Here is a 22,245-nt window from a genome sequence, read left to right on the forward strand (position 1 = left end):
AACCATTCTCCAAATGAAAGAAGACTTCATAGTGTAAGGTTTTTGTTTGTTAAAAAAAATAATGAATTCAAACCTAATCAATAATAAAATGATTATTAAATTTAAAAAAAATGAATATAAGTCACATTTTATTATATTTTTGTTAAAATTGGTAAATAGTTTAAATCATAGTATCTTAGTAGATGAAAAAACCTCATATGAAACAATTTATGTCCTTAATTATTATTATTTCATTAAGCAACGCAATAACAAATAAATTATATGCTCAAACACCTGAAATCATATGGGAGCAAGGGTTTGGAGGAAATTATGATGATAGGGCGATGGATGTTATAGAAACACCCGATGGTGGTTATTTGACGGTAGGATATACCAATTCAATTGATGGAGATATTACATTAAATCATGGAACTACTGATTTATGGGTTATAAAAACAAATAGTTTTGGAAACATGGAATGGCAGAGATCTTATGGGGGATTAGATTATGATTATGGGTATGGTGGATGTCTCGGCGCTGATGGTGGCTTTGTTTTAGTTGGAAGTTCAGAATCTTCTGAAGGTGATTTGACGTTTAATCAGGGCGAAAGCGACTATTGGATCATCAAAATTGATGATCTGGGTAACATTTTATGGCAAAAAACTTATGGTGGTTCAACAGGCGACACAGGTCATGATATTATACAAACTTCGGATGGAGGTTACATGGTAATTGGAAAATCACAATCGTTTGATGGTGATGTAATAGATCAGCATGGAGCATTAGACTATTGGTTAATTAAAATCAATATAAATGGAGAATTGGAATGGTCAAAATCTTACGGATCAAGTATGTCGGATATTCCTTATCAAATTATTAAAACATTGGACGAGGGATTTGTGATTGCTGGTTACTCGAAAGGATACGATGGAGATGTAACGGATAATTGGGGAAACGCTGATTATTGGATAATAAAAATAAATTCAGTTGGTGAGCTAATTTGGCAAAAAACATTTGGCGGACCAGATACTGATATCGCTCACTCGATAGTTGAAAAAGAAACCAGTGGTTTTTTATGCGCCGGCGAATCATATTCCGATGGAGGTATGGTGACCGCCTCAAATGGTCTCATTGATAATTGGGTTATTTCACTCGATAGTATTGGAAATTTGGAATGGGAAAGGTCATATGGGGGTCCACAAGCTGACAATGGATTTTCCATTGTAAAAAAAAATACAAATGAATATACATTCTCAGGAGCATCCCAAGCAATTGGTGGAGATGTCATGGAAAATAATGGACTGTCAGATTATTGGTTGGTAGGCATTGACACTTTAGGTACAATTCTTTATCAGAAATCGGTAGGAGGCACAAACTATGATATTCCATATGTAATGGTAAATACAAGCGATGGATATTTTGTAATCACTGGGATGTCTTATTCCACAGATCTCGATGTAACGGAAAGCTATACCGGTTATAACTACTGGATCGTAAAACTAGGTATCTGCAACACCCTTTATTATGCTGATTTAGATGAAGATGGTTTTGGGGACATATTAAATGATTCGCTGACGTGTGAACTTCCGTTAGGTTATGTTTTAGACAGCACTGATTGTAATGATGCAAACAATTTAGTTTATCCCGGAGCAACAGATATTTGTAATTCCCTGGACGATAATTGCAATGGATTTATTGATGAAGATGCTATTTTTGTATTATATTTTGCTGATACTGACTCCGATGGGTTTGGTACCTTGTTACAAGATAGTGTTTCCTGTAATTTTCCGGCGGGTTATGTAATTGACTCTACGGATTGCAATGATACGAATAATTTAATTTATCCGGAAGCAACAGATATTTGTAATTCCATTGACGATAACTGCAACGGAATTATTGATGAAGATGCCGTATTTACAATATATTATGCGGACGTGGACGGAGATGGATATGGAAATGGATTAGTAGATTCCTCTTCCTGTTTTACGCCACTAGGATTTGTACTTAATTCTACAGATTGTAACGATACCAGTAATTTAATTTATCCCGGAGCTATAGAGATATGTGATTATTTGGATAATGATTGTAATGGAATTATTGATGACAATCTCTCTTATATCCAATCCTTTGAAGATGCAGACGGAGATAACTACGGAAATATATTTGTGGATTCACTTTCCTGTGACATTCCGGATGGATTTGTATTAAACGACAGCGATTGTGATGATACCGATCCAAATATTTATCCCGGAACAGAAGAATTATTAAATGGAATTGATGATGATTGTAATGATCTGATTGATGAGGGCTTGTACCTGGAAAATATTTCAATAGATGGAATTAAAATATATCCGAATCCTACCCAGGGATTATTATATATTGAATGGTCAAATCCAACTCCAACATCCCTTCAATTGATAAATATAAATGGACAGGTAATATTTAGTATTGAAACGGTATTGCCACGAAATATAATTGATGTAGGTAATTATCCATCGGGAATTTATTTAATAAAATCAATAAATAGTGATTTTGGGACAAAATTTATCAAAGAGTAATTTTGTCAATTTGAGTCTTTAGATAACCAAACGAACTATTATTTAATTTGCAGATAATCCCCTTTTATACGTTTCCAAACACCTCCCCCTAGCAAACCCATGATCAACAATCGGCAATGGATATTCCAATGAATCAAACTCCTCCACCCATTTCCGAATATATTTCAATTCCGGGTCAAACTTTTTTGTTTGTTCATAAGGATTAAATATCCGGAAATAAGGTGCAGCATCTACCCCACTTCCTGCGGCCCATTGCCATCCGCCGTTATTACTGGCGAGATCGTAATCCAGCAATTTTTCTGCAAAATAGGCTTCCCCTTTTCTCCAGTCGATTAATAAATGTTTGGTGAGAAAACTTGCCACTATCATGCGCACTCGATTATGCATAAAACCCGTTGCGTTTAATTCGCGCATGCCGGCATCTACTATAGGATAACCTGTTTTTCCTGCGCACCACAATTCAAATTCTTTTTCATTGTTTCGCCAAGGAATATTGTCGTATTGCGGTTTAAAGGATTGTGATACAACATGCGGAAAAAACCACAATATCATCTGATAAAATTCGCGCCAAATTAATTCGTTAAAATATTTTTCGTTGAGATCCTTTGCAATTTTTCCGAGTTTGCGAATGGAGATAGTGCCGAAACGAAGATGTACACTTAATCGGGAAGTGCCTTGTAAGGAAGGAATATCTCTTGTTTCATGGTAATGTTTTATTATATCTTCATTAATGAAGGAGGATGGAATTATAATTTCTGATCTAGTAAATCCTATTTTTGCAAGTGCAGGAAGTGGTAGCGGATCAGATTTCAAAAAATTAGAATAATATTTTTCTGTTGGATAAGGTTTGAAATATAAGGCGTTTAGTTTCTCCTTATATTTTCTGCTAAAAGGTGTAAAAACCACATAAGGCGTTCCATCCTCTTTTACAATTTCGTTTTTCTCAAATATTACCTGGTCTTTAAAAGTGTTAAAAGGAATATTATGTGAAAACAATAATTGTTTGATTTTCGCATCCCTTTTTATCGCGTAAGGTTCGTAATCGTGATTAGTAACTACTGCCTCAATAGTATATTTCTCAATTATTCTTTTCCATACCTCCATCGGCTCTCCATATTCCACTAAAATTGTGGAACCAAGTTTAATCAGCTTATCTTGCAACTGACGAATTACATCATAAATAAAATTAACCCTCGCATCCGAACGATCTTTTAAATCATCCAGAATATTGGTATCAAAAATAAAAAGCGGAAGAACATTATTGTGGTTACTCAGTGCATGATATAATGCAGCATTATCCTCCAATCGAAGATCACGGCGAAACCAATGAATTGTTACTGTTGGTTTCATTTATAATATATAGAAGATCTTTTGAAAATGTATTAGCATAATTTTTTTTTTGATATGATCCTACCCATTTAATTCCATGCATCACATTCGATAAAAATATTTCATCTGCCTGCAATAACATTTCCAAAGGCAATTCTCCTTCATTTACTGGTATTTCTTCCTTTCTGCAAAGATCAATTATCACTTGTTTCATCACTCCATCCACTCCGCCTTCTTTGATACTTGGTGTAAATAATACACTTTGCCTCCAGACAAACACACTGGAGTTGATACTATCCGCTATTCTACCGGCATCATTCAACACAACAACATCATCGAAATTTTGTTCAACAGCATATTTGGCAGCGAGAACATACACCAGACTGTTTGCAGTTTTATAAGGAGAAAGAATATTTGCAGTTTTAGTCAGATTTGTAAAAACACCCAACCTTACTCCAGTTTCATTTAAAATATATTCCTCCGATTCCTGTGCACTTACCTCAATCAAAATTGCCGCATCGTTTATCTGCGGTTGATAAAATCCCTCTCCATCTCTCCAAATAGTAATTCTACAACGGGCGTTTTGGAGTTTATTTATTTTACAAAGACCTATAATTGTTTCCTTAAAAAAAAGTTCAGTCCAATTTTCCGGAATATTTATTTCCAATGCGAGTAAACCACCTAATAATCTGTTAACATGAAGGTCGATATAAAGTGGAACCTGATTTATAACATTGATAGTTTCAAATAATCCATCCCCATATTTAAAAGAGCGATTGGAGGATGAAATAATAACTTCATCGGGAGGAATTATTTTTCCGTTATAATAAACTGCATTCATTTAATCGATTATCATTTCAGGTATTTCGCCTTCCACTATCAATCTTCCTTCTGTTTTACTTATAATATCTTCCACCGTAACACCTGGAGCGCGTTCCAGTAATTTAAATCCTTCAGGAGTAACATCAAACACACCAAGTTCCGTCACTATTTTTTTCACCACTCCCAACCCTGTAATTGGAAGTGAACATTTTTTTAATAGTTTACTTTCCCCTGCCTTATTTACATGCTGCATGGCGACAATAATATTTTTCGCACTCGCAACAAGGTCCATAGCTCCACCCATTCCCTTCACCATTTTTCCTGGAATTTTCCAATTGGCAATATCTCCATTATCGGCAACTTCCATTGCACCTAAAACAGTAAGATCCACTTTACCCGCGCGTATCATTCCGAAACTCAAAGCCGAATCAAAAAATGCCGAGCCGGGCAGCGTAGTAATAGTTTGTTTACCTGCATTTATCAGATCAGGATCCACATTTTCCTCCGTAGGAAAAGGTCCCATCCCCAATAAACCATTTTCACTCTGCAGCGTAACAGAAATTCCTTCAGGAATATAATTCGCAACCAAAGTCGGAATTCCAATTCCGAGATTTACATAAAATCCATCCTTTAATTCTTTGGCAATGCGTTTGGCAATTTGATTTTTATCTAACACGGTAGTATTTGTTAATTTGTTGTCGGCATAATGATTTTCGATATGGATGATGTTTTTATTTATATTGATACCTTTTTTTCGTGAATCATGAATCGTGAGTCCGGGGTTTCCTAGTTCGTATGTCATATGTCGTAGGTCGTAGGTCCTATTTCCTACTTCCTACTTCCTACTTCCTATTTCGTATGTCCTATGTCGTAGGTCGTATGTCGTATGTCCTAGGTCCTATTTCGTCACCGTTTTCTGCTCTATCCTCTTCTCATAATCCGTCCCCTGAAAAATCCGATGAACGTAAATCCCCGGAGTATGTATCTGATTCGGATCCAATTCTCCAGCCGGAACTAATTCCTCCACTTCTGCAATTGTTATCTTCCCTCCCATGGCCATTAAAGGATTAAAATTTCTAGCTGTTGCATTAAAAATTAAATTGCCGTGGGTATCTCCTTTCCAGGCTTTTACAATTGCGTAATCCGCATCGAATGCATATTCCAATAAATAAGTTTTGCCGTTGAATTCGCGGGTTTCTTTTCCTTCAGCAACTTCGGTTCCAACACCGGCTGGAGTAAATATTGCAGGCATTCCGTATCCGGCAGCCATACATCTTGTTGCAAGTGTTCCTTGCGGAATTAATTCCACTTCCAATTCTCCGCTTAATAATTGTCTTTCAAATTCTGCATTCTCCCCAACATAACTGGAGATCATTTTTTTAACCTGACGTTGTTGCAACATCAACCCAATTCCAAAATCATCCACACCTGCATTATTGGAAATACAGGTAAGATCTTTAGTTCCTTTTTTCACCAATGCATTGATACAATTTTCCGGAATTCCACATAATCCAAATCCTCCCAACATAATTGTTGCTCCATCGGGAATATCATGAATTGCCTCCTCCGCATTTTTAACTACTTTATTCATTTCTTATTTTGTTTTAAAATGTTCGTATTTTCACTTTCGAGAAGATTAAGTTTCTCTGTTACTTTTTGATAAATATAATTCATGAGCACAGGTTCATTCGCATAATAATTATAACTGCTCTGATATTTTCTGACATTGGTTTCGTGAATATCAAAAATTTGTGCATAATATATTTTCAAACGTTCGTCTTTTGGGATGGTATCTGTTTTATTAATATTTACCCAGGATTCTGCAAGTTGAATATCAGTTAAAACAATGATCATATTTTCTATCGGCAACACAGAATCGGGCACATTTTGCATCATCAGGTCCCGAATTTCAAGATCGCTTTTAGGCTTGCAGGAATACAAAATACCTGCTGCAAAAAACATAAAAATCAAGATCACCTTCATTACGACAAAAGCTGTTTATTTTTGCGCTAAGTTACAGTATGAACGCCAATTACCACGACATAATTCGTTTTTTAGATCAAAAAAAGGTATTACTCGTTGCAGTCTCTAAAACGCAGCCTGTTGATGCAATAATGGAACTCTACAATGCAGGTCAGCGCGATTTTGGCGAAAACAGGGTGCAGGAATTTCGCGAAAAACAGGATCTGCTTCCCAAAGACATTCATTGGCACATTATTGGGCATTTACAAACCAATAAGGTAAAATATATCGCGCCCACCGTTGCTCTCATACATTCTGTTGATAGTTGGGATCTGCTTGTGGAGATAGATAAACAGGCTAAAAAACACAAACGCATTATACCCTGTTTACTCCAGATCTATATTGCATCGGAGGAAACAAAATTTGGTTTGAGCGATAAGGAACTTTATGAAATCTTAGATAATCCGAATTTTAAAGACTTAAAAAACATTCGGATTGATGGTTTAATGGGTATGGCTTCCAATTCGAAGGACCTGGAACTTGTTCGAAAGGAATTTAAACATTTAAAGAGCCTTTTTGTTAGTACAAAAGATACCTATTTCAAAGAAAATGAAAATTTCAAACAACTTTCTATGGGTATGAGCAGTGATTATACCATTGCCATCGAAGAAGGTGCAACCATGGTGCGAATTGGCAGTTTACTTTTTTGAAAAAAACATTAAATTGATATATTCATAATTTTAAAAATGAGAATTTTAAATAAAATATTTTTTATATTCATTTTAACAGCAATGGTTTCCTGTGCTGCTTATAAACCCGTAAAAGTAGGTTTTATTCCTGAAAAAAATCCTTCCCCTCCTGATTACAGCAATACTGTTTACTGGAGTGCACTACCTGATAAAAAAGATTCCGCTGATCATGTTCCCAATAATTCTTATGTAAAATTAATTGATGGGCAGAACAGCGCTCTTGCAGATGTTTTTTATATCTATCCAACCCAATTTTTTTCAAGAACAGAATGGAACGCAGATCTGAATGATACAGAATTAAACGAGAGAATTGACGCCAGAGCTGTAACAAATCAGGCGACTGTATTTAATGGAAGTTGTAAGGTTTATATTCCACGCTATCGTCAGGCGACTTATAATGCTTATTTTTCACTGACAGATCCGGATGCATTAAAAGCTTTTGAATTAGCTTATGAAGATGTAAAAACTGCTTTTCAATATTATTTAGATCATTATAATAACGGGCGACCAATTGTAATTGCAGGACATAGTCAGGGCACCACGCATGCAAAATGGTTATTGCGCGATTTTTTTGATGGAAAAGAATTGCAAAAACAATTAGTATGCGCATATCTTATCGGAATGCCGGTTTATAAAAATGAATTTACAACTATCGCACCGGGTGATAGTGCTTCTCAAACAGGTTGTTATGTTAGTTGGAGAAGTTATCTGGAAGGTGTAGAACCAAAAAAGAAATTCGTGGTGGAAGATCCGGAAAATATTGTTGTGCATAATCCTATTTCTTTTACTCAAAAACGAGGAATTTGTGAGGCAAATTTAAATGCAGGTGGTTTAGGCAGAGATGCAGAAACAATTTATCCCGCAGTCTGTTGTGCCGAAATTCACAACGATATAGTTTGGGTAACTCGTCCCGATGTGCCAATGAAACTTTTTATTCCCAAAAATTTACACGTTGCAGATTATAATTTGTACTGGTTGAATATGCGAAATAATGTGGAACTACGCATAAAAACATTTTCCTCTAATGCACAATAAAATTGCAATTTCACGCACTTTTATTTGGTAGTCTCATAAATGTTTTTTAGGTTTATATCTTAAACTCCATACAATGAGAAAAACACTGCTTATTATTTGCGTTTGCTCATACGTAGCAACGCTTTCCGCTCAAACTACCACTGAAATTATCCCAGAGGGATCGGATTATAAAAATATGGTCTTTGCCGGTTATGACCCCATATCTCACCTATTGGGTGAAACCCTTTTAGAAGCCTTCGAAAACCAATGTGATGATGAAAATGGTTGCGATGAATGGCATTTTGATTATGGTATGATCAAATTGGGTTATGAACGAATCATAAACGAAAAATTTAATATAGGTATTTATGCAAATTTAGCTGCTACTTATCAAACGGAATATGGAGATGAACAGCTAATTAATAATAGTGTAAAGTTTATTACCGTACCTATTTTTTGTAGATATAAATATGTAGAGACAGAAAATTTTACATTATCATCCAGTCTGGGAGTTAAACCCATATTTATATTAAGAACCAATCATTTCACACATCAAACATTTTTGAATGTGGCACCTGCTTTACATGCTCAATTTATTAATGCAACCTGGACTGTTGGAAAAGAATTTAAACCTTTTGTAAGTGTTGGATTAGGTTCGAGTATGGTAAATTTGGGATTGACTTATAATTGGTAATTAGTAATTATTAATCCATCCATTTTAATATTTGCAATTTATTACTTGCGAGAGTAATAGTAATGGGTGTTGTGCCAAGATATTCGCCATCAGCATCAATAAATACATTGGGAGCACTTTCAATAATGATCTCTTTGCCTCTGAAAGTTTTCACTTTTTTCATCCTGGTGTGTATACCACTTTGTAATTTAGGCAGACTTATCACCATTTTAAATTTGCTCATATTTCCTATTACCGTCATGTCTAAAAGTCCGTCGTCGAATTTAGATTCCGGCAATTGTTTTAATCCTCCCCCATTATATTTACCAATTCCTGCTGCTATCGATAAAGTTGTTATTTGTGATGAGATTCCATCCACAGTTATTTTCATTTGCGTATGCTTATATATCAAAAGCGAGCGCAAAATTGCTATCTGATACTGCAATTTTGTTCCTCTGAAAATACTTTTTTCCTCAAATAATCTTTTTGCAACATGTCCTTCAAATCCAAGTCCAACTATATTGATGAAATATCGTGTTTGTTGGGTATTATTTTTTTGATAGGAACAAATACCAACATCGTGTGAAAATGTTTCTTTTTGTTGCAGTGATTTAACCAGTGTTTGAAGCAATTTACATTTACCAATGGTACGCACCCAGTCGTTACCGGTACCTGCCGATAACATAGCTACTGTAAATAAATTTAGATCCAATTTACTATTACAAATACCATTGACCACATCATTAGCAGTACCATCTCCTCCAATTATTAGAAAATTTGTAAATCCTGCTCCTATAGCTGTATTTGTAATTTCAGAAGCGTGATCCATATATTCCGTGAGAGCAAAATCAAAGGAAATTCCCCCTTCTGTTAAAAGAGGTTTAATTTTATGCCAGAGTTTCCTGCCTTTATTTCTGCCGGAAACCGGATTAATTATTACAAACCATTTATCAATCATAGTGTATGCTTTCAAATGCTGATTTTCGCAAACAGGCTCATGCTGCCATCGACTGGATAGCGGATTATCTGGAAACGATTGAACAATATCCCGTAAAATCCCCTGTCCGTCCCGGCGAAATTAGTGATCAGATTCCAAATAATGCACCTGTGCTGGGCGAAGATATGGATGTGATCATGCAGGACTTCAAAAATATTATTCCCAGAGGTATTACACATTGGCAGCACCCCGGTTTTATGGCCTTATTTCCATCTAATGCGAGTTATGAAAGTATGCTTGCTGAATTTATTACCGCAGGGTTGGGAGTTAATGCAATGGTTTGGGAAACATCTCCTGCTGCAACTGAGCTGGAAGAAAAAATGATGAATTGGTTGCGCGATATATTTCAGTTGCCAAAAACATTTTCCGGAGTTATTCATGATACTGCATCCACATCCAGTCTGGTAGCAATAATTTCTGCGCGCGAAAAATATTCCAATTTTAACATTAATGAAAAAGGATTTAATGGATATGAAGATCTGGTCATGTATTGCAGCGAACAGACTCATTATTCCATAGAAAAAGATGCAAAAGCCGCAGGAATAGGAAAAGCGAATGTCCGTAAAATTAAAACAGGTCAAAATTTTGCAATGGATGTAAATTCATTAAAAATGCAAATTGAAATTGATCTCAAAACAAATAAAAAACCATTTTTAGTTGTTGCTGCCTTGGGAACTACAAGTTCATTGGCTTTTGATCCCCTTTATGAAATAGGTGAAATATGTTCGAAATATGGCCTTTGGTTACATATTGATGCTGCTTATGCCGGAAGCGCTTTCATACTGCCTGAATATCAACATTATTTAAAAGGAATTGAATTTGCCGACAGTTATGTGGTAAATGCACATAAATGGTTATTCACCAATTTTGATTGTTCGGTATATTTTGTAAAAGATGCAGCACATTTGATAAATGTATTTACTACAAATCCTGATTATTTAAAACGCACTGTTGATGAGGTAATAAATTATAAGGATTGGGGAATTAATCTCGGACGCCGTTTTCGCGCATTAAAATTATGGTTCGTGATGCGCAGTTTTGGAGTGGAGGGATTACAACAAAAGTTGCGCGAACATATTCGACTTTCCACTGTATTTTATGAAAAAGTAAAGATGCACAGCGAGTGGGAATTGATGGCTCCTTTTGTGATGAATGTATTGTGTATTCGTTTTCATCCCAATGATATTACAGATGAAAATGAACTCAATAATATCAATGAAAAAATTGTTAGGGAGATAAACTCCAGCGGTAAATTTTACCTATCCGGAACAAAACTGAATGGCAAATATGTGATACGGGTGGTGATCGGGCAGACGAATGTCACAGAAAAACATGTAGATGAACTATATAATATGTTGATTATCAATAATTTAGAGAAAGAACATTAAACAAATCAGAAAAGTTCAATTTTTAAAATGTAGTATGGTTTTTGCTTAATGCAAGTTTAAATTCCTGAACATGCACAATAAAATAGGATATACCCTCTTACTGTTATTATTAAGTCTGAATATCTTCAGTCAGACAAAAAAGATTGCATACAAAAGTCACAGTGGCAATACAATAAATTATTATGCTGCTGCAAATCCACTATTTGAATCTTCGGCTCCAGATTTCGGTTTAGGTCCAATGTACAAATATTTTATTGAAAGTGTAGAAGTATTGAATGATTCATCGCTCGTAATTATAAGAAAAGAACAAGAACTCTATACGATAGATTCCTTACCAATGAATACCATTGTTGATACCATAGTGAATTGGTATTATATGCAAGAAGTTGAGGATTATAAAAATAGCGATAGTATTAAAGGTGCAATAGATAGATCATTTGTTTTCGAAAATTCACTCGATAGTATTGAAATATTATATAAGGTGGAAACCACTACAGATTCTGTTAAAACAGATACCAAAAAGAAGAAAAAGGAAAAACGTCAAATTGTTATTCCCGTAGCACCTACAAATAATGATAAGGATAATAATAATGGAAATATGTTACCTATTCTCATTGGCTTATTGCTCACGTTCTCCGTTTTATTGGGTATTTTAATTCAGCGTTTCGCAAAAAAAGAAGTTGCGGCGGCGCAGCTGTTAAGCTGATCATTAAACTGATACATGAGTATTCCACACAGCAGTAACAAAACACCTATTGTATTTGCGCATCTGTACGCTTTTTTACTGATTCTATTCATCCCTTTTCCCTTTTATGTATTTCCTTTTCAGATTGATCTGACATCCTTTCTATTTTCAGATCTTCTTACTTATAGTGTAAATATATTTTTTGGAAATCAAGCAGGGTATCAGGAGATTAATTCCGATTCTCCACAGATGTATTTGCTTTTTGTGTTGCTTCTTTTCATATCAGCAGTAATAACTTTTATCTCAGCCTACATAAACCGATGGGAAACAATTAAACCCAGGGTTATATATTTGATAAGAAGTCTGATAATTTGTTATTTAGTCACTATACTATTTAAATACGGCTTCGACAAAATTTTCAAAAAACAATTCTATATTCCGGAGCCAAATATATTGTATACACCATTTGGTCAGCTTGATAAGGATATTCTTTATTGGAGCACCATCGGAACTTCTTATACATATTCTTTAATTACCGGGATATTGGAAGTGCTGACCGCAGGTTTAATATTAATGCGCAGAACACGAACAATGGGTTTAATAATGTCGATTGGTCTTTTGTTAAATATCCTGCTCATCAATATCAGTTTTAATATCAGTGTTAAGTTATTTACATGTTACCTGATTTTTTTGAGTGTATTAATATTAGCTCCAAAAATTCCAGGTATTTTGCGCTTCTTTCTAGATAAAAAACCAATTGAACCACAAATTGAAATTGGATTAAAAAATATTGTGCCATCATTTCCGGTTCGAGTTTCCATTATAACTTTCATTATAGGCATCATTTTAATTGAATCCCTTTATCCACATGTGAGATCCCGAAACTTTAACGACGATAAAGCAGAAAGACCGTATTTACATGGTGCATATGAGGTTACCTACACAGATCCCGATTCTGTTGGCGCAGTGCCTGTTCAGCGTATTTTTATACACCGCGATGGATATCTGATCTTTCAGAATAATAAAGATGAAATGCATGACTATAAATTGCAGATAGATTCAATTCAACATTTGTTGGTCTTAACTGATTACGATTTGAAATCATATTCCCTAAAGTATGCAACTACTTTTGATGGATTACAAATCGAATATTTTATGGAGGGAAAACGATACTTTTTAAATACTAAAAGGTTAGATTGGCAAAATCTTCCTGCATTAAAGGATGAATTTGATTGGGTTGATAGAGGGAAATGAAAATTGACTTCTTATACAATATTAATGCTTGTTTACAAGATAATTAGTAACAATTTTGTTACTAATTATCTTGTTACTTTTAATACGATAAACCTTATTCTATTACCAACTTTTGGGTGATTTGAATTTCTCCTGAAGAAATATTTATCAGATAAATCCCTTTGGGTTGAATTCCAATATCAATTGACTCGTTTATTATTCCATTGGAAGAATAAATTTCCTTAGTGAATATTAATTGCCCGTTGTAATTATAAATCTCTAATGCAGTAGATTGTAAAGTCGCAAAATCTTGCGACTTTACATACGATTCGATGGTAAAAGTTCCTGAGTTTGGATTCGGATAAATGGAAAAAGAATTTTCTTGATCAGGTATATCCCCTTCTCTGCATGGAACCGAAACTGCAATAGAATTTGAATTCTTAAAACAACCTGTTGCAGTTTTTGTTACGCGACATTTATAATTACCCGTAGTAGTGGCGATATAACTTGTGGTAGTTGCTCCCGCTATTGCTGCTGCACCTTTATACCATTGATATGTACATCCTGCCACAGGAGCCTCTGTTAACGTAACACTTCCTCCCGCACAAAAAGTAAGCGGACCGCCTGGTGTTATGCTTGCAGTTGGGTTTTTATTTACAATTACATTTATTGGGGTTGATAATGTAGTTCCACATGGGCTTGAAGTTTCGCAAGTATAATTTCCTTTTTGCATTACAGTATATGCTGGAGCTGTTGCACCGGGAATAATATTTCCATTGCGTTTCCATTGCACACTTATTCCACTATAAGTTGCATTTAGAATAACAGATCCGCCCTGACAAAAGGTTGTTGCGCCTGCTGCAGAAATTATTATCGTTTCAGTAATTGCATCGTCAATTAAACCGTTACAATCATCATCGAACGTATTACAAATTTCAGGAACGGGTATACATTCGCCATATAATTTTACTGCCCAATAATCATAAGTATCAGGGGGACCGATATTAGATTCTGTTTTATCACCGGAAATATCCGATTCTGAAAAACCAGACATAACAAAACCACCATCCAGAGTTTGGGTTATTGTTCTTCCTTCATCTGAAGTAGAACCGCCCATCGCATTTTGCCATTCCAGATTTCCGGAATCATCAATTTTTACTACCCAATAATCCCCACCACCCATCGAATTTTCAGTTTTATCTCCTGATAATCCGGAATAAGAAACTCCGCCCAAAATATATCCACCATCTGTAGTCTTTTCCGCCGACATTAACAGATCATCATCCATACCACCAATATCATTTTGCCATAAAATAGCACCGCCACTATTAATTTTTACTACCCAATAATCAGTTCCAATTCCATAAGCAATTTCTGTTTTATCTCCCGAAATATCAGAAGTGGAAAAACCTGCAAGAAGATATCCGCCATCATCTGCCAATACAATTTTTCTCACCGATTCAGAACCGGTTCCACCAATGGTATTTTGCCATTGAATATTTCCTGCTCCATTTAATTTTAGAACCCAGAAATCGGACGAACCAATTAATGCTTCTGTTTTATCTCCGGTAATTCCTGACTGAGAATATCCGCCTAAAATATAACCGCCATCCCACGTTTGTTCTAATGCATAAAAATAATCGTAATAATCTCCGCCTATGGTATTGTCCCACACCATTGTTCCGCTGCTATTTAATTTTACTACCCAATAATCACTTGTAAATGCAGCACCTTTATTATGTTCGGTTTTATCTCCGGAAATTGGGGAGTGTGAAAATCCTCCAACAATATAACCAAGATCATTCGTTTGGCGAATTACTTCTGCCTGATCATTTTTAATTCCGCCAATCGTATTTTGCCATAATAAATTTCCTGCGGAATCTAATTTTATAACCCAAAAATCGTATTCACCTATTAAGGCTTCTGTTTTATCACCACCGATCCCGGAACCGGAATAACCGGCAACAATATATCCTCCTTCCAATGTCTGTTGAATGGAATTTGCCATATCGTCAGCCAAGCCGCCATACCTTTTTTGCCATTGAATTGCTCCGGCCGCATCAAGTTTTACGATCCAGAAATCGTATCCACCTATTGCATTTTGAGTTTTATCGCCCGAAATTCCGGAGGAGGAACCACCCGCTAAAATAACCCCTCCGTCGGAAGTGTTATCTGAAGTCATCAAAAGATCCTGACTGGTACCACCAATGGTATTTTGCCATTGAATAGAGGGCGCCTGAGAATATGCGGAATACGTTAATAAGGATAGGAATAAGGAGTAAAAAAATTTCATATGTGTAATTTTAAATAAAGATATAAAAATTGCGCGTAGTTAGAGTTGGAGTGTCATTTGCGTATCATGGTGTTGAATCACGGATTTAGAAGGATTTCAAGGATTTCGCGGATTTTTGCTACTTTTTCTGCGAAAAAGTAGATTTAATGATGAATTATTATGATCTCATTGATTTTTGATACTTTCTGCGAAAAAGTGGATTTAATGGCCGGAAATTTAGGCCAGAATAATAAAAATAAAAATAAGGCTGGATAAGTGTATAAAGCGATTACACGACTATTATTAATTTGCAATTTGTTTTGTTGGAAAATACATTCAATTTTGCAAAAAAATTGTTTATTATGAAACCTTTAAAACATGGTGACATCACCGAAAAAATTTTAAAAAGTGCATTTGAAGTACGTTCATTTTTGGGAAATGGATTTCAGGAAGTTATTTACCAGAGAGCACTTTCTTTATAAATGAATTCTTTAAATCTTGAATTTGCGAGAGAGTTAGAAATTCCAATTTTCTATAAGAACTATGAAAAGGAAATTGGAACTCGTAGAGCAGATTTTTTGGTGGAGGGAAGGTATTGATAGAAACAAAAGCACAAATTCAGTTAGAAGATGTGCATCTGGCTCAAATACTTAATTATCTCAAAGCCTATCAAATTGAAGTGGGATTATTAATAAATTTTGGAAGTAAAAGTCTAACCTTTAAAAGAGTAGTTCTTGATCTTAAAAAATAAATCTGCGAGATCCGTAATCTGTGAAATCCGTTCAAAATCAGTGATTCAAACGCCATTAATAACTACAATCCATCCAACGTATTGATTATTCCATCTCGCAACTTCATTAATTTTTCCTTATCCACGGTATTCATCCCTCTAAACCGCATTACTGAACGCCATTTCTTCAAATCGTACCAATAATAAAAGGCAATATGCCCCGTGATCGGGAAAGAAATTAAAAATATTAAGGCGGAGAATAAACTGCCTAATAACTGGCTTATAATTAATGTCAAAATAAGATAATAAATGGGAAATACTATCAGCCCTATCACATAATGTGCTGAGCTATTAAATATGGATTGTTTTATTTTTTTCTCCACATATTTTTGAGGAATGATATATGGAATAAAATTCAATATAAATCCGTAAATAAAAACGGGTAAAAAAAGTATAAAATAAATTGCCATAAAAACAATGGATAAGGTATTGTGTTTTGCCTTATCAAAAGTATTTTCACGGAAATTGTGCAAAACCAATTCATTTTTATATGTATGAAAATTATGCACTAATTCTTTCATGCCTTCCGAATCATGCTGGCGGTAATTTTCCAATTTTGCAGCGATCGTTTTTTCTGCTTTAAGTTTTGAAAGAGGCTCATAATTTTCACCGCTTTCTAAAACATGATGCCTGGCGTACATTTGACTCATACCCACGATGTCGTGATGGAAATGTGAATGGTCAACATGCAGCGTAACTTCCTTCATTCCATTTTCGATAGCATCCTTAAGATCATGCATTGCCAGTGCGGGGTTGCTCTTATAAGATTCGGAATAGGATTTTAATAATATTGGTTTACCAACATTCACCAATTGCCATTTTTTGAATTTTTGGGATGCAGAATAATTAATTCCAACTGGAATTATATGCACATCTAATGCAAAGTCATATCGCTCTTCTGCCAAAAATGCGATCCTACAAATGCCTTTTTTTAAAGGCCGGATATGTTCCTCATCAATACAATTTCCCTCCGGATAAATACCGATCATCCCATTTTTAGATAAAATATCGGCACATGCATTAAAAGTTGGGTCGTTGAGTTCTTTGGTATCCCCACCATCCCGCTCGCGCCAAATGGGCAACATGTGAAAGAAATAAAATAAATTTCCTGCTATTTTATTATTCCAAGCATCTCCGCGAGCCAGTTGCCAAACCTGAGTGCTCTTGGTATTTACAAAGGCGAGAGAATCCATAAAGGCATTGCGGTGACTAATTGCAAATATTACAGGTTTACCTTCAGGCACATTTTCCCATCCGTTTACCTGAAATTTGCTGTAATAGAAACGATAGGGAATTCCGACCAGGAATGGTTGCACGAGCCAATACCCAGTACTCCATACATGCAGTTTGCGATCGCGAAAGGGAACAACGGCCTTTTTCTTAAATATCTTCTGAATATCCTTTCTTTCCAGCATAAAATCGTGCAAACATAATGCAAGTAAGTTAGAAAATAGACAAAATAGCTCAATTCCAGACTTGGAACGTACCTGCAATGGATTTAGTTTTGTGACTAAAAAACAATTGAAACTTTTTCCAGCAGATATAACACAGGTATTAGAATTTGAGAAGGTATTGGCTGAAGTTGCCAAGTATTGTGATAGCGCTTTAGGTTCCGACAGGGTTGTAAAAGTACGACCAATGTGGAAATACGAAGAGATCAGAAAATTATTGCAGCAGACAAATGAAATGAGTTTGTTGTTGCAATACGAAGATAATTTTCCTCATGATAGAATTCATGATATTAGGGAAACTACAAATTTGCTCAAGATCGAAAATTATGTATTGAGTGAATTGCAGTTCCATGAAATAAATAAAGTTGCATTATTGGCGGGGAATATTATCCGTTTTTTCAAAACCAATGCGGAAAAATATCCTATTTTACATACTTTGATAAGTGATAGCGAATATATTCCGGTGATACCTAATGAAATTAAAAAGGTGATAACACCTGAGGGAACGATAAGACCTGATGCCTCCCCTGAATTAATTCGAATCAAAAAAGAAAAAGACTCTGCTATAAGAAGTCTTGATAAAGTTTTTAACAACGCTTTAAGCCGGTTTAGAAAAGCGGGTTATTTAAGTGAAGTGGAAGAAAGCATGCGCAACGGTCGCAGGGTTTTGGGGATATTAAGTGAATATAAAAGAAAACTCAGTGGAATTATTCACGATGAAAGCGATACCGGTAAAACCATATTTATGGAACCGGAGGAAGTGGTAAATATTCAGAATGAAATATTTGAATTAGAGCGCGAGGAAAAACGGGAAATCTATAGAATTCTGCAAACCCTTACCAAAACAATTGCACCTTACGCTTATCATTTAGAAAACTATCAGCACATTTTAGGCATCATTGATTTCACCAGAGCAAAAGCAAAATACGCTTTGGAAATAAATGCAAATATGCCGATACTGGAAAAACATCCTATTATTTGTTTATATCATGCAACACATCCCGTATTATTTTTACTGAATAAAAAACATCATAAACCCATAGTTCCATTGGATGTGGAATTAGATGAAAATAAAAGAATACTCATCATATCGGGTCCTAATGCAGGAGGTAAATCGGTGGCAATGAAGACCATCGGGCTATTGGTTTACATGACACAATGCGGATTATTAATACCCGCAGCAGATAATTCACGTATTGGTATTTTTGAAAATATTTTTTGTGATATTGGTGATACTCAGTCACTGGAAGACGAACTCTCCACCTATTCTTCCCGATTGATCAAAATCAAATACTTTTTGACCCATAGCAATAAAGAAACATTGATCCTTATTGATGAATTCGGAACAGGAACTGATCCTGTAATGGGAGGAGCAATAGCGGAAGCATCACTTAAATTGCTGAATGATAAAAAAATATTTGCAGTTGTTACCACGCATTATGCAAATTTAAAGGCATTTGCTGCGAATAATATCGGAGTATTTAATGGAAGTATGTTATATGATGAAGCAGCATTAAAACCTCTTTATAAATTAGAGACCGGAAAACCCGGAAGTAGTTTTGCATTTGAACTCGCAAAAAAATCGGAATTGCCGCAACATCTTATTGAGGAGGCAAAAAAACTGATAAGTATAGAACATATTCGATTTGAAGAATTATTAAAAAATGTTCGTGTTGAAAAAGAGCATATCAAATTGAGGGATAAAGAGGTTAGTAAAAAGGAAGAGGAACTGAAAAAACGAGAAAAGGAAGTGGAACTTGCCTTTGAAAAAGCAAAAGAAAAACAGGAACGATACAACCTTAAGAAACTGGAAAAGGAAGATGATGCAGTGCGCAAAATGGAATTGGAATTCAGATCGCTTTTAACGGAATTAAAAAATATATCAACTTCAAATGATAATCCTGAAAATTCGAAGGAGCTTGCTAAAGAAAAATTACGTCAGTTTATAGGCACTCAAAGAAAACAAACATTTAATAAACGAAAAATTGTTCATGATAAAATAGTTCCCAATTTTCAAAAAGGGGAAATTAAGGTTGGAGGACTAGTTAAATTAATTTCCGGCAGTGAGATCGGTGTTTTGGAATCTATTCAGAAAAACAGAGCTACAGTGGTATTTAGAAATATGAAGACTTCTGTGAACCTGGATGAATTGATCGGAATTGCTTCTGCGGATGCACCTCAGGAACAAAAACAAATAATCAGGGTGGATATTGATGAAAGTGAATTTCCACAGGAACTTGACCTCCGTGGAAAATCAAAAGAGGAAGCCATGTTAGAACTCGAAAATTATTTGGACAGAGCATTAATGCGCAGTGTGTTTCAATTGCGAATACTTCATGGAAAGGGAACCGGAGTAATTCGCGAAATGGTGCAACAAACACTAAAAAAACACAAAGGCGTTAAAAGCTTCGAATTCGCAACACGAGAGATGGGTGGTGATGGGATCACAGTAGTTAATTTTTAATTAAAATATTTTAGCTGCGAATCGGTCTGCAAAGAGCATTCGGTAGTTGGATAAATAAAAAATTATAGAATAAAATCTTTATTATGTAAAAAAGGTCGCCACGAATGCACGAATAAACAGCCATCAAAGTATTATTAATATATATATATTATATTTTTTATTCGTGCATTCGTGGCTAAATTTTTCATCCGCAATATAGACTCAAATATATAATTCAATAAATTTTATACAATTTCATTTGTAGCAAACCTTTAATACGATAAATTCATGCCCGAACCTCTAAAAAATTTATTCTCGAAATCTTTTATCAACGAGCTTTCCATTGTTTTATCAGAAACCATTCGTGGGTTTAATAAAAAGGCATTTGTTCAAAAAATATTTGACAAAAACTGGGAGGAAAAAGAATTAAAACAGCGTATGCGGCATATCACACTCACATTGCATGAGTTCTTGCCGGATGATTTTGTAGCGGCATCCAAAATTATTGTTGATATAACGAATAACTATATTCAAAAAAAGGGTGAGGGATTATCTTTTTTACACATGTTTTTACCTGAATATATTGAATTATTTGGTATCAACCATTTTAAGGAGTCGGTGAAAGCTTTTGAGCAGGTTACAAAATTCACGAGTGCGGAGTTTGCTGTGCGACCCTTTATAATTAAGTATCCCGAAAAAATGATGGCGCAAATGTTATTGTGGAGTAAAAATAAAAATGTTTATGTGCGCAGACTATCTACTGAAGGTTGTAGGCCACGGTTACCCTGGGCGATAGCATTGCCGGAATTTAAAAAGAACCCTGCTCTCATTCTTCCTATACTGGAAAATTTAAAGAATGACGATGCGGAAACAGTAAGAAAAAGTGTTGCCAACAATATCAATGATATTTCGAAGGATAATCCTGATATTGTTTTAAACATCATTAAAAAATGGAAAGGAAAAAGTAAGAACACCGATTGGATAATTAAACACGGAGCCAGAACCTTATTAAAAAGTGGACATGAACATGCAATGAGTAACTTCGGATTACAGCAGGTGAATGAAATTGAGATCAGTAAATTTAAATTAAGTTCTGCTTCCATCCATTTAGGCGAAACCTTAAGTTTTACTTTTCATATAGTTAATAAAGAACCAAAGGATCACAAATTGCGAATAGATTATGCAATTTATTATGTGAAGTCGGGTGGAAAACAATCCAAAAAGGTTTTCAGACTAACTGAAAATAATTTTCTTAAACAAAAAGTGGTGGTGATAACAAAAAAACAGCGTTTTATCGACTTTACAACACGTAAACATCATGCAGGAAAACATCATTTAAGCATAATTGTGAATGGTAAAGAGCTGGCTAAAAAATCATTTTTATTAACACGATGAGAACATTATTTTATAAATGTTCTTTTTGTGTTCATATCACTCACAAAACTCTCTGAAACCTTTATCCTACCATCATTTCGAATTTTCAACTTATGCACCATTTGTGCATAAACCCTGTGCTAAAAATGTGCAGAAATCCATGGCCAAAAAATTTGGAAAATAATTACATCACAGTATATTTGTTACAGCTGATGAAAATATCCGAGCCGATCAGCAATGAAAGGCGGAATTTTTAGAAGAGAATTCGAAAGAAGGATCAGATAGAAATTTTTAAAGGGTGATTCGCAAGAAGAAACTTTGAGGAACAGTCTTCGGACATATCCCGGATTCGAATGTCAGTGGCAGTTTCATAAACTACGGTTTTTGAATTTGCGAAAGCGGAATCAGTCGTCAAAAATTGGTTCCGCTTTCTTCGTAAATTAACTCTCCAACTTTTTTTTCATACTCTTTTAACGGAGTTCGTTAGCGCTGATTCCGTTGATGTTCAAAACCTCACCGGTCAGTG

The 22,245-nt window shown here is 35.0% G+C and carries 17 protein-coding genes and 1 pseudogene; 10 read left to right on the forward strand and 8 right to left on the reverse strand.

The features are described from left to right. The first annotated feature begins 197 nt into the window (after positions 1-197). Positions 198-2,537, forward strand: coding sequence for a T9SS type A sorting domain-containing protein (locus IPI31_16490; protein ID MBK7569421.1), 2,340 nt, complete (start codon positions 198-200; stop codon positions 2,535-2,537). Between the two features lie 42 nt (positions 2,538-2,579). Here IPI31_16490 and IPI31_16495 read toward each other — a convergent pair whose 3' ends face one another. From IPI31_16495 to IPI31_16515, 5 genes are all read right to left on the reverse strand, one after another. Then, complete coding sequence (locus IPI31_16495) at positions 2,580-3,887, reverse strand: deoxyribodipyrimidine photo-lyase (protein ID MBK7569422.1); 1,308 nt, start codon at positions 3,885-3,887, stop codon at positions 2,580-2,582. Further along, complete coding sequence (locus tag IPI31_16500; GenBank protein ID MBK7569423.1) at positions 3,850-4,707, reverse strand: aminotransferase class IV; 858 nt, start codon at positions 4,705-4,707, stop codon at positions 3,850-3,852. The genes IPI31_16495 and IPI31_16500 overlap by 38 nt, the downstream gene beginning before the upstream one ends. Next, positions 4,708-5,490: a CoA transferase subunit B gene (locus IPI31_16505; GenBank protein MBK7569424.1), complete on the reverse strand. Its 783-nt coding sequence runs from the start codon at positions 5,488-5,490 to the stop codon at positions 4,708-4,710. A 96-nt stretch (positions 5,491-5,586) separates the two neighbouring features. Then, positions 5,587-6,279, reverse strand: a complete 693-nt coding sequence (locus IPI31_16510) for a CoA transferase subunit A (GenBank protein MBK7569425.1) — start codon at positions 6,277-6,279, stop codon at positions 5,587-5,589. Next, the gene (locus IPI31_16515) at positions 6,276-6,671 is read right to left on the reverse strand and encodes a DUF4296 domain-containing protein (GenBank protein ID MBK7569426.1); all 396 of its coding nucleotides are present in this window, start codon (positions 6,669-6,671) and stop codon (positions 6,276-6,278) included. Before IPI31_16515 ends, IPI31_16510 begins: the two co-directional genes overlap by 4 nt. A gap of 38 nt (positions 6,672-6,709) precedes the next feature. Here IPI31_16515 and IPI31_16520 point away from each other — a divergent pair, with 38 nt between their 5' ends. From IPI31_16520 to IPI31_16530, 3 genes are all read left to right on the forward strand, one after another. Beyond that, entirely contained in the window at positions 6,710-7,360 is a 651-nt protein-coding gene (locus tag IPI31_16520; GenBank protein MBK7569427.1) for a YggS family pyridoxal phosphate-dependent enzyme, read from the forward strand. A gap of 36 nt (positions 7,361-7,396) precedes the next feature. Further along, positions 7,397-8,434, forward strand: a complete 1,038-nt coding sequence (locus tag IPI31_16525; GenBank protein ID MBK7569428.1) for a DUF3089 domain-containing protein — start codon at positions 7,397-7,399, stop codon at positions 8,432-8,434. A 73-nt stretch (positions 8,435-8,507) separates the two neighbouring features. Next, complete coding sequence (locus IPI31_16530; GenBank protein ID MBK7569429.1) at positions 8,508-9,107, forward strand: hypothetical protein; 600 nt, start codon at positions 8,508-8,510, stop codon at positions 9,105-9,107. Between the two features lie 10 nt (positions 9,108-9,117). Here IPI31_16530 and IPI31_16535 read toward each other — a convergent pair whose 3' ends face one another. Beyond that, positions 9,118-10,059, reverse strand: coding sequence for a diacylglycerol kinase family lipid kinase (locus IPI31_16535; GenBank protein MBK7569430.1), 942 nt, complete (start codon positions 10,057-10,059; stop codon positions 9,118-9,120). On the opposite strand from IPI31_16535, the gene IPI31_16540 reads away from it, so the two are divergent. The 3 genes from IPI31_16540 to IPI31_16550 all read left to right on the forward strand — a co-directional run bounded on the left by IPI31_16540 (position 10,050) and on the right by IPI31_16550 (position 13,410). After that, on the forward strand, positions 10,050-11,471 hold the full coding sequence (locus tag IPI31_16540; protein ID MBK7569431.1) for an aspartate aminotransferase family protein: 1,422 nt from the start codon (positions 10,050-10,052) through the stop codon (positions 11,469-11,471). The two genes, IPI31_16535 and IPI31_16540, sit on opposite strands and share 10 nt — an antisense overlap. A 70-nt stretch (positions 11,472-11,541) precedes the next feature. Beyond that, entirely contained in the window at positions 11,542-12,177 is a 636-nt protein-coding gene (locus IPI31_16545) for a hypothetical protein (protein MBK7569432.1), read from the forward strand. Positions 12,178-12,192: 15 nt separating this feature from the next. Then, entirely contained in the window at positions 12,193-13,410 is a 1,218-nt protein-coding gene (locus IPI31_16550; GenBank protein MBK7569433.1) for a hypothetical protein, read from the forward strand. Positions 13,411-13,504: 94 nt separating this feature from the next. On the opposite strand, the gene IPI31_16555 is transcribed toward IPI31_16550, so the two are convergent. Next, a complete protein-coding gene (locus tag IPI31_16555; GenBank protein MBK7569434.1) occupies positions 13,505-15,682 on the reverse strand; it encodes a T9SS type A sorting domain-containing protein in 2,178 nt (725 codons plus the stop codon). A 341-nt stretch (positions 15,683-16,023) separates the two neighbouring features. On the opposite strand from IPI31_16555, the pseudogene IPI31_16560 reads away from it, so the two are divergent. Beyond that, positions 16,024-16,412 (forward strand): annotated as a pseudogene (locus IPI31_16560) (GxxExxY protein). Between the two features lie 62 nt (positions 16,413-16,474). On the opposite strand, the gene IPI31_16565 reads toward IPI31_16560, so the two are convergent. After that, positions 16,475-17,944: a 1-acyl-sn-glycerol-3-phosphate acyltransferase gene (locus IPI31_16565; protein MBK7569435.1), complete on the reverse strand. Its 1,470-nt coding sequence runs from the start codon at positions 17,942-17,944 to the stop codon at positions 16,475-16,477. A gap of 28 nt (positions 17,945-17,972) precedes the next feature. Between IPI31_16565 and IPI31_16570 the strand changes: the two genes are divergently transcribed. Beyond that, positions 17,973-20,366 (forward strand): Smr/MutS family protein, encoded by a 2,394-nt coding sequence (locus IPI31_16570; GenBank protein MBK7569436.1) that lies wholly within the window; start codon positions 17,973-17,975, stop codon positions 20,364-20,366. 267 nt (positions 20,367-20,633) lie between these two features. Further along, positions 20,634-21,740 (forward strand): DNA alkylation repair protein, encoded by a 1,107-nt coding sequence (locus IPI31_16575; GenBank protein MBK7569437.1) that lies wholly within the window; start codon positions 20,634-20,636, stop codon positions 21,738-21,740. Positions 21,741-22,245: the final 505 nt, after the last annotated feature.

The organism is Bacteroidota bacterium (assembly GCA_016706865.1).
Lineage (GTDB): Bacteria > Bacteroidota > Bacteroidia > Chitinophagales > BACL12 > UBA7236.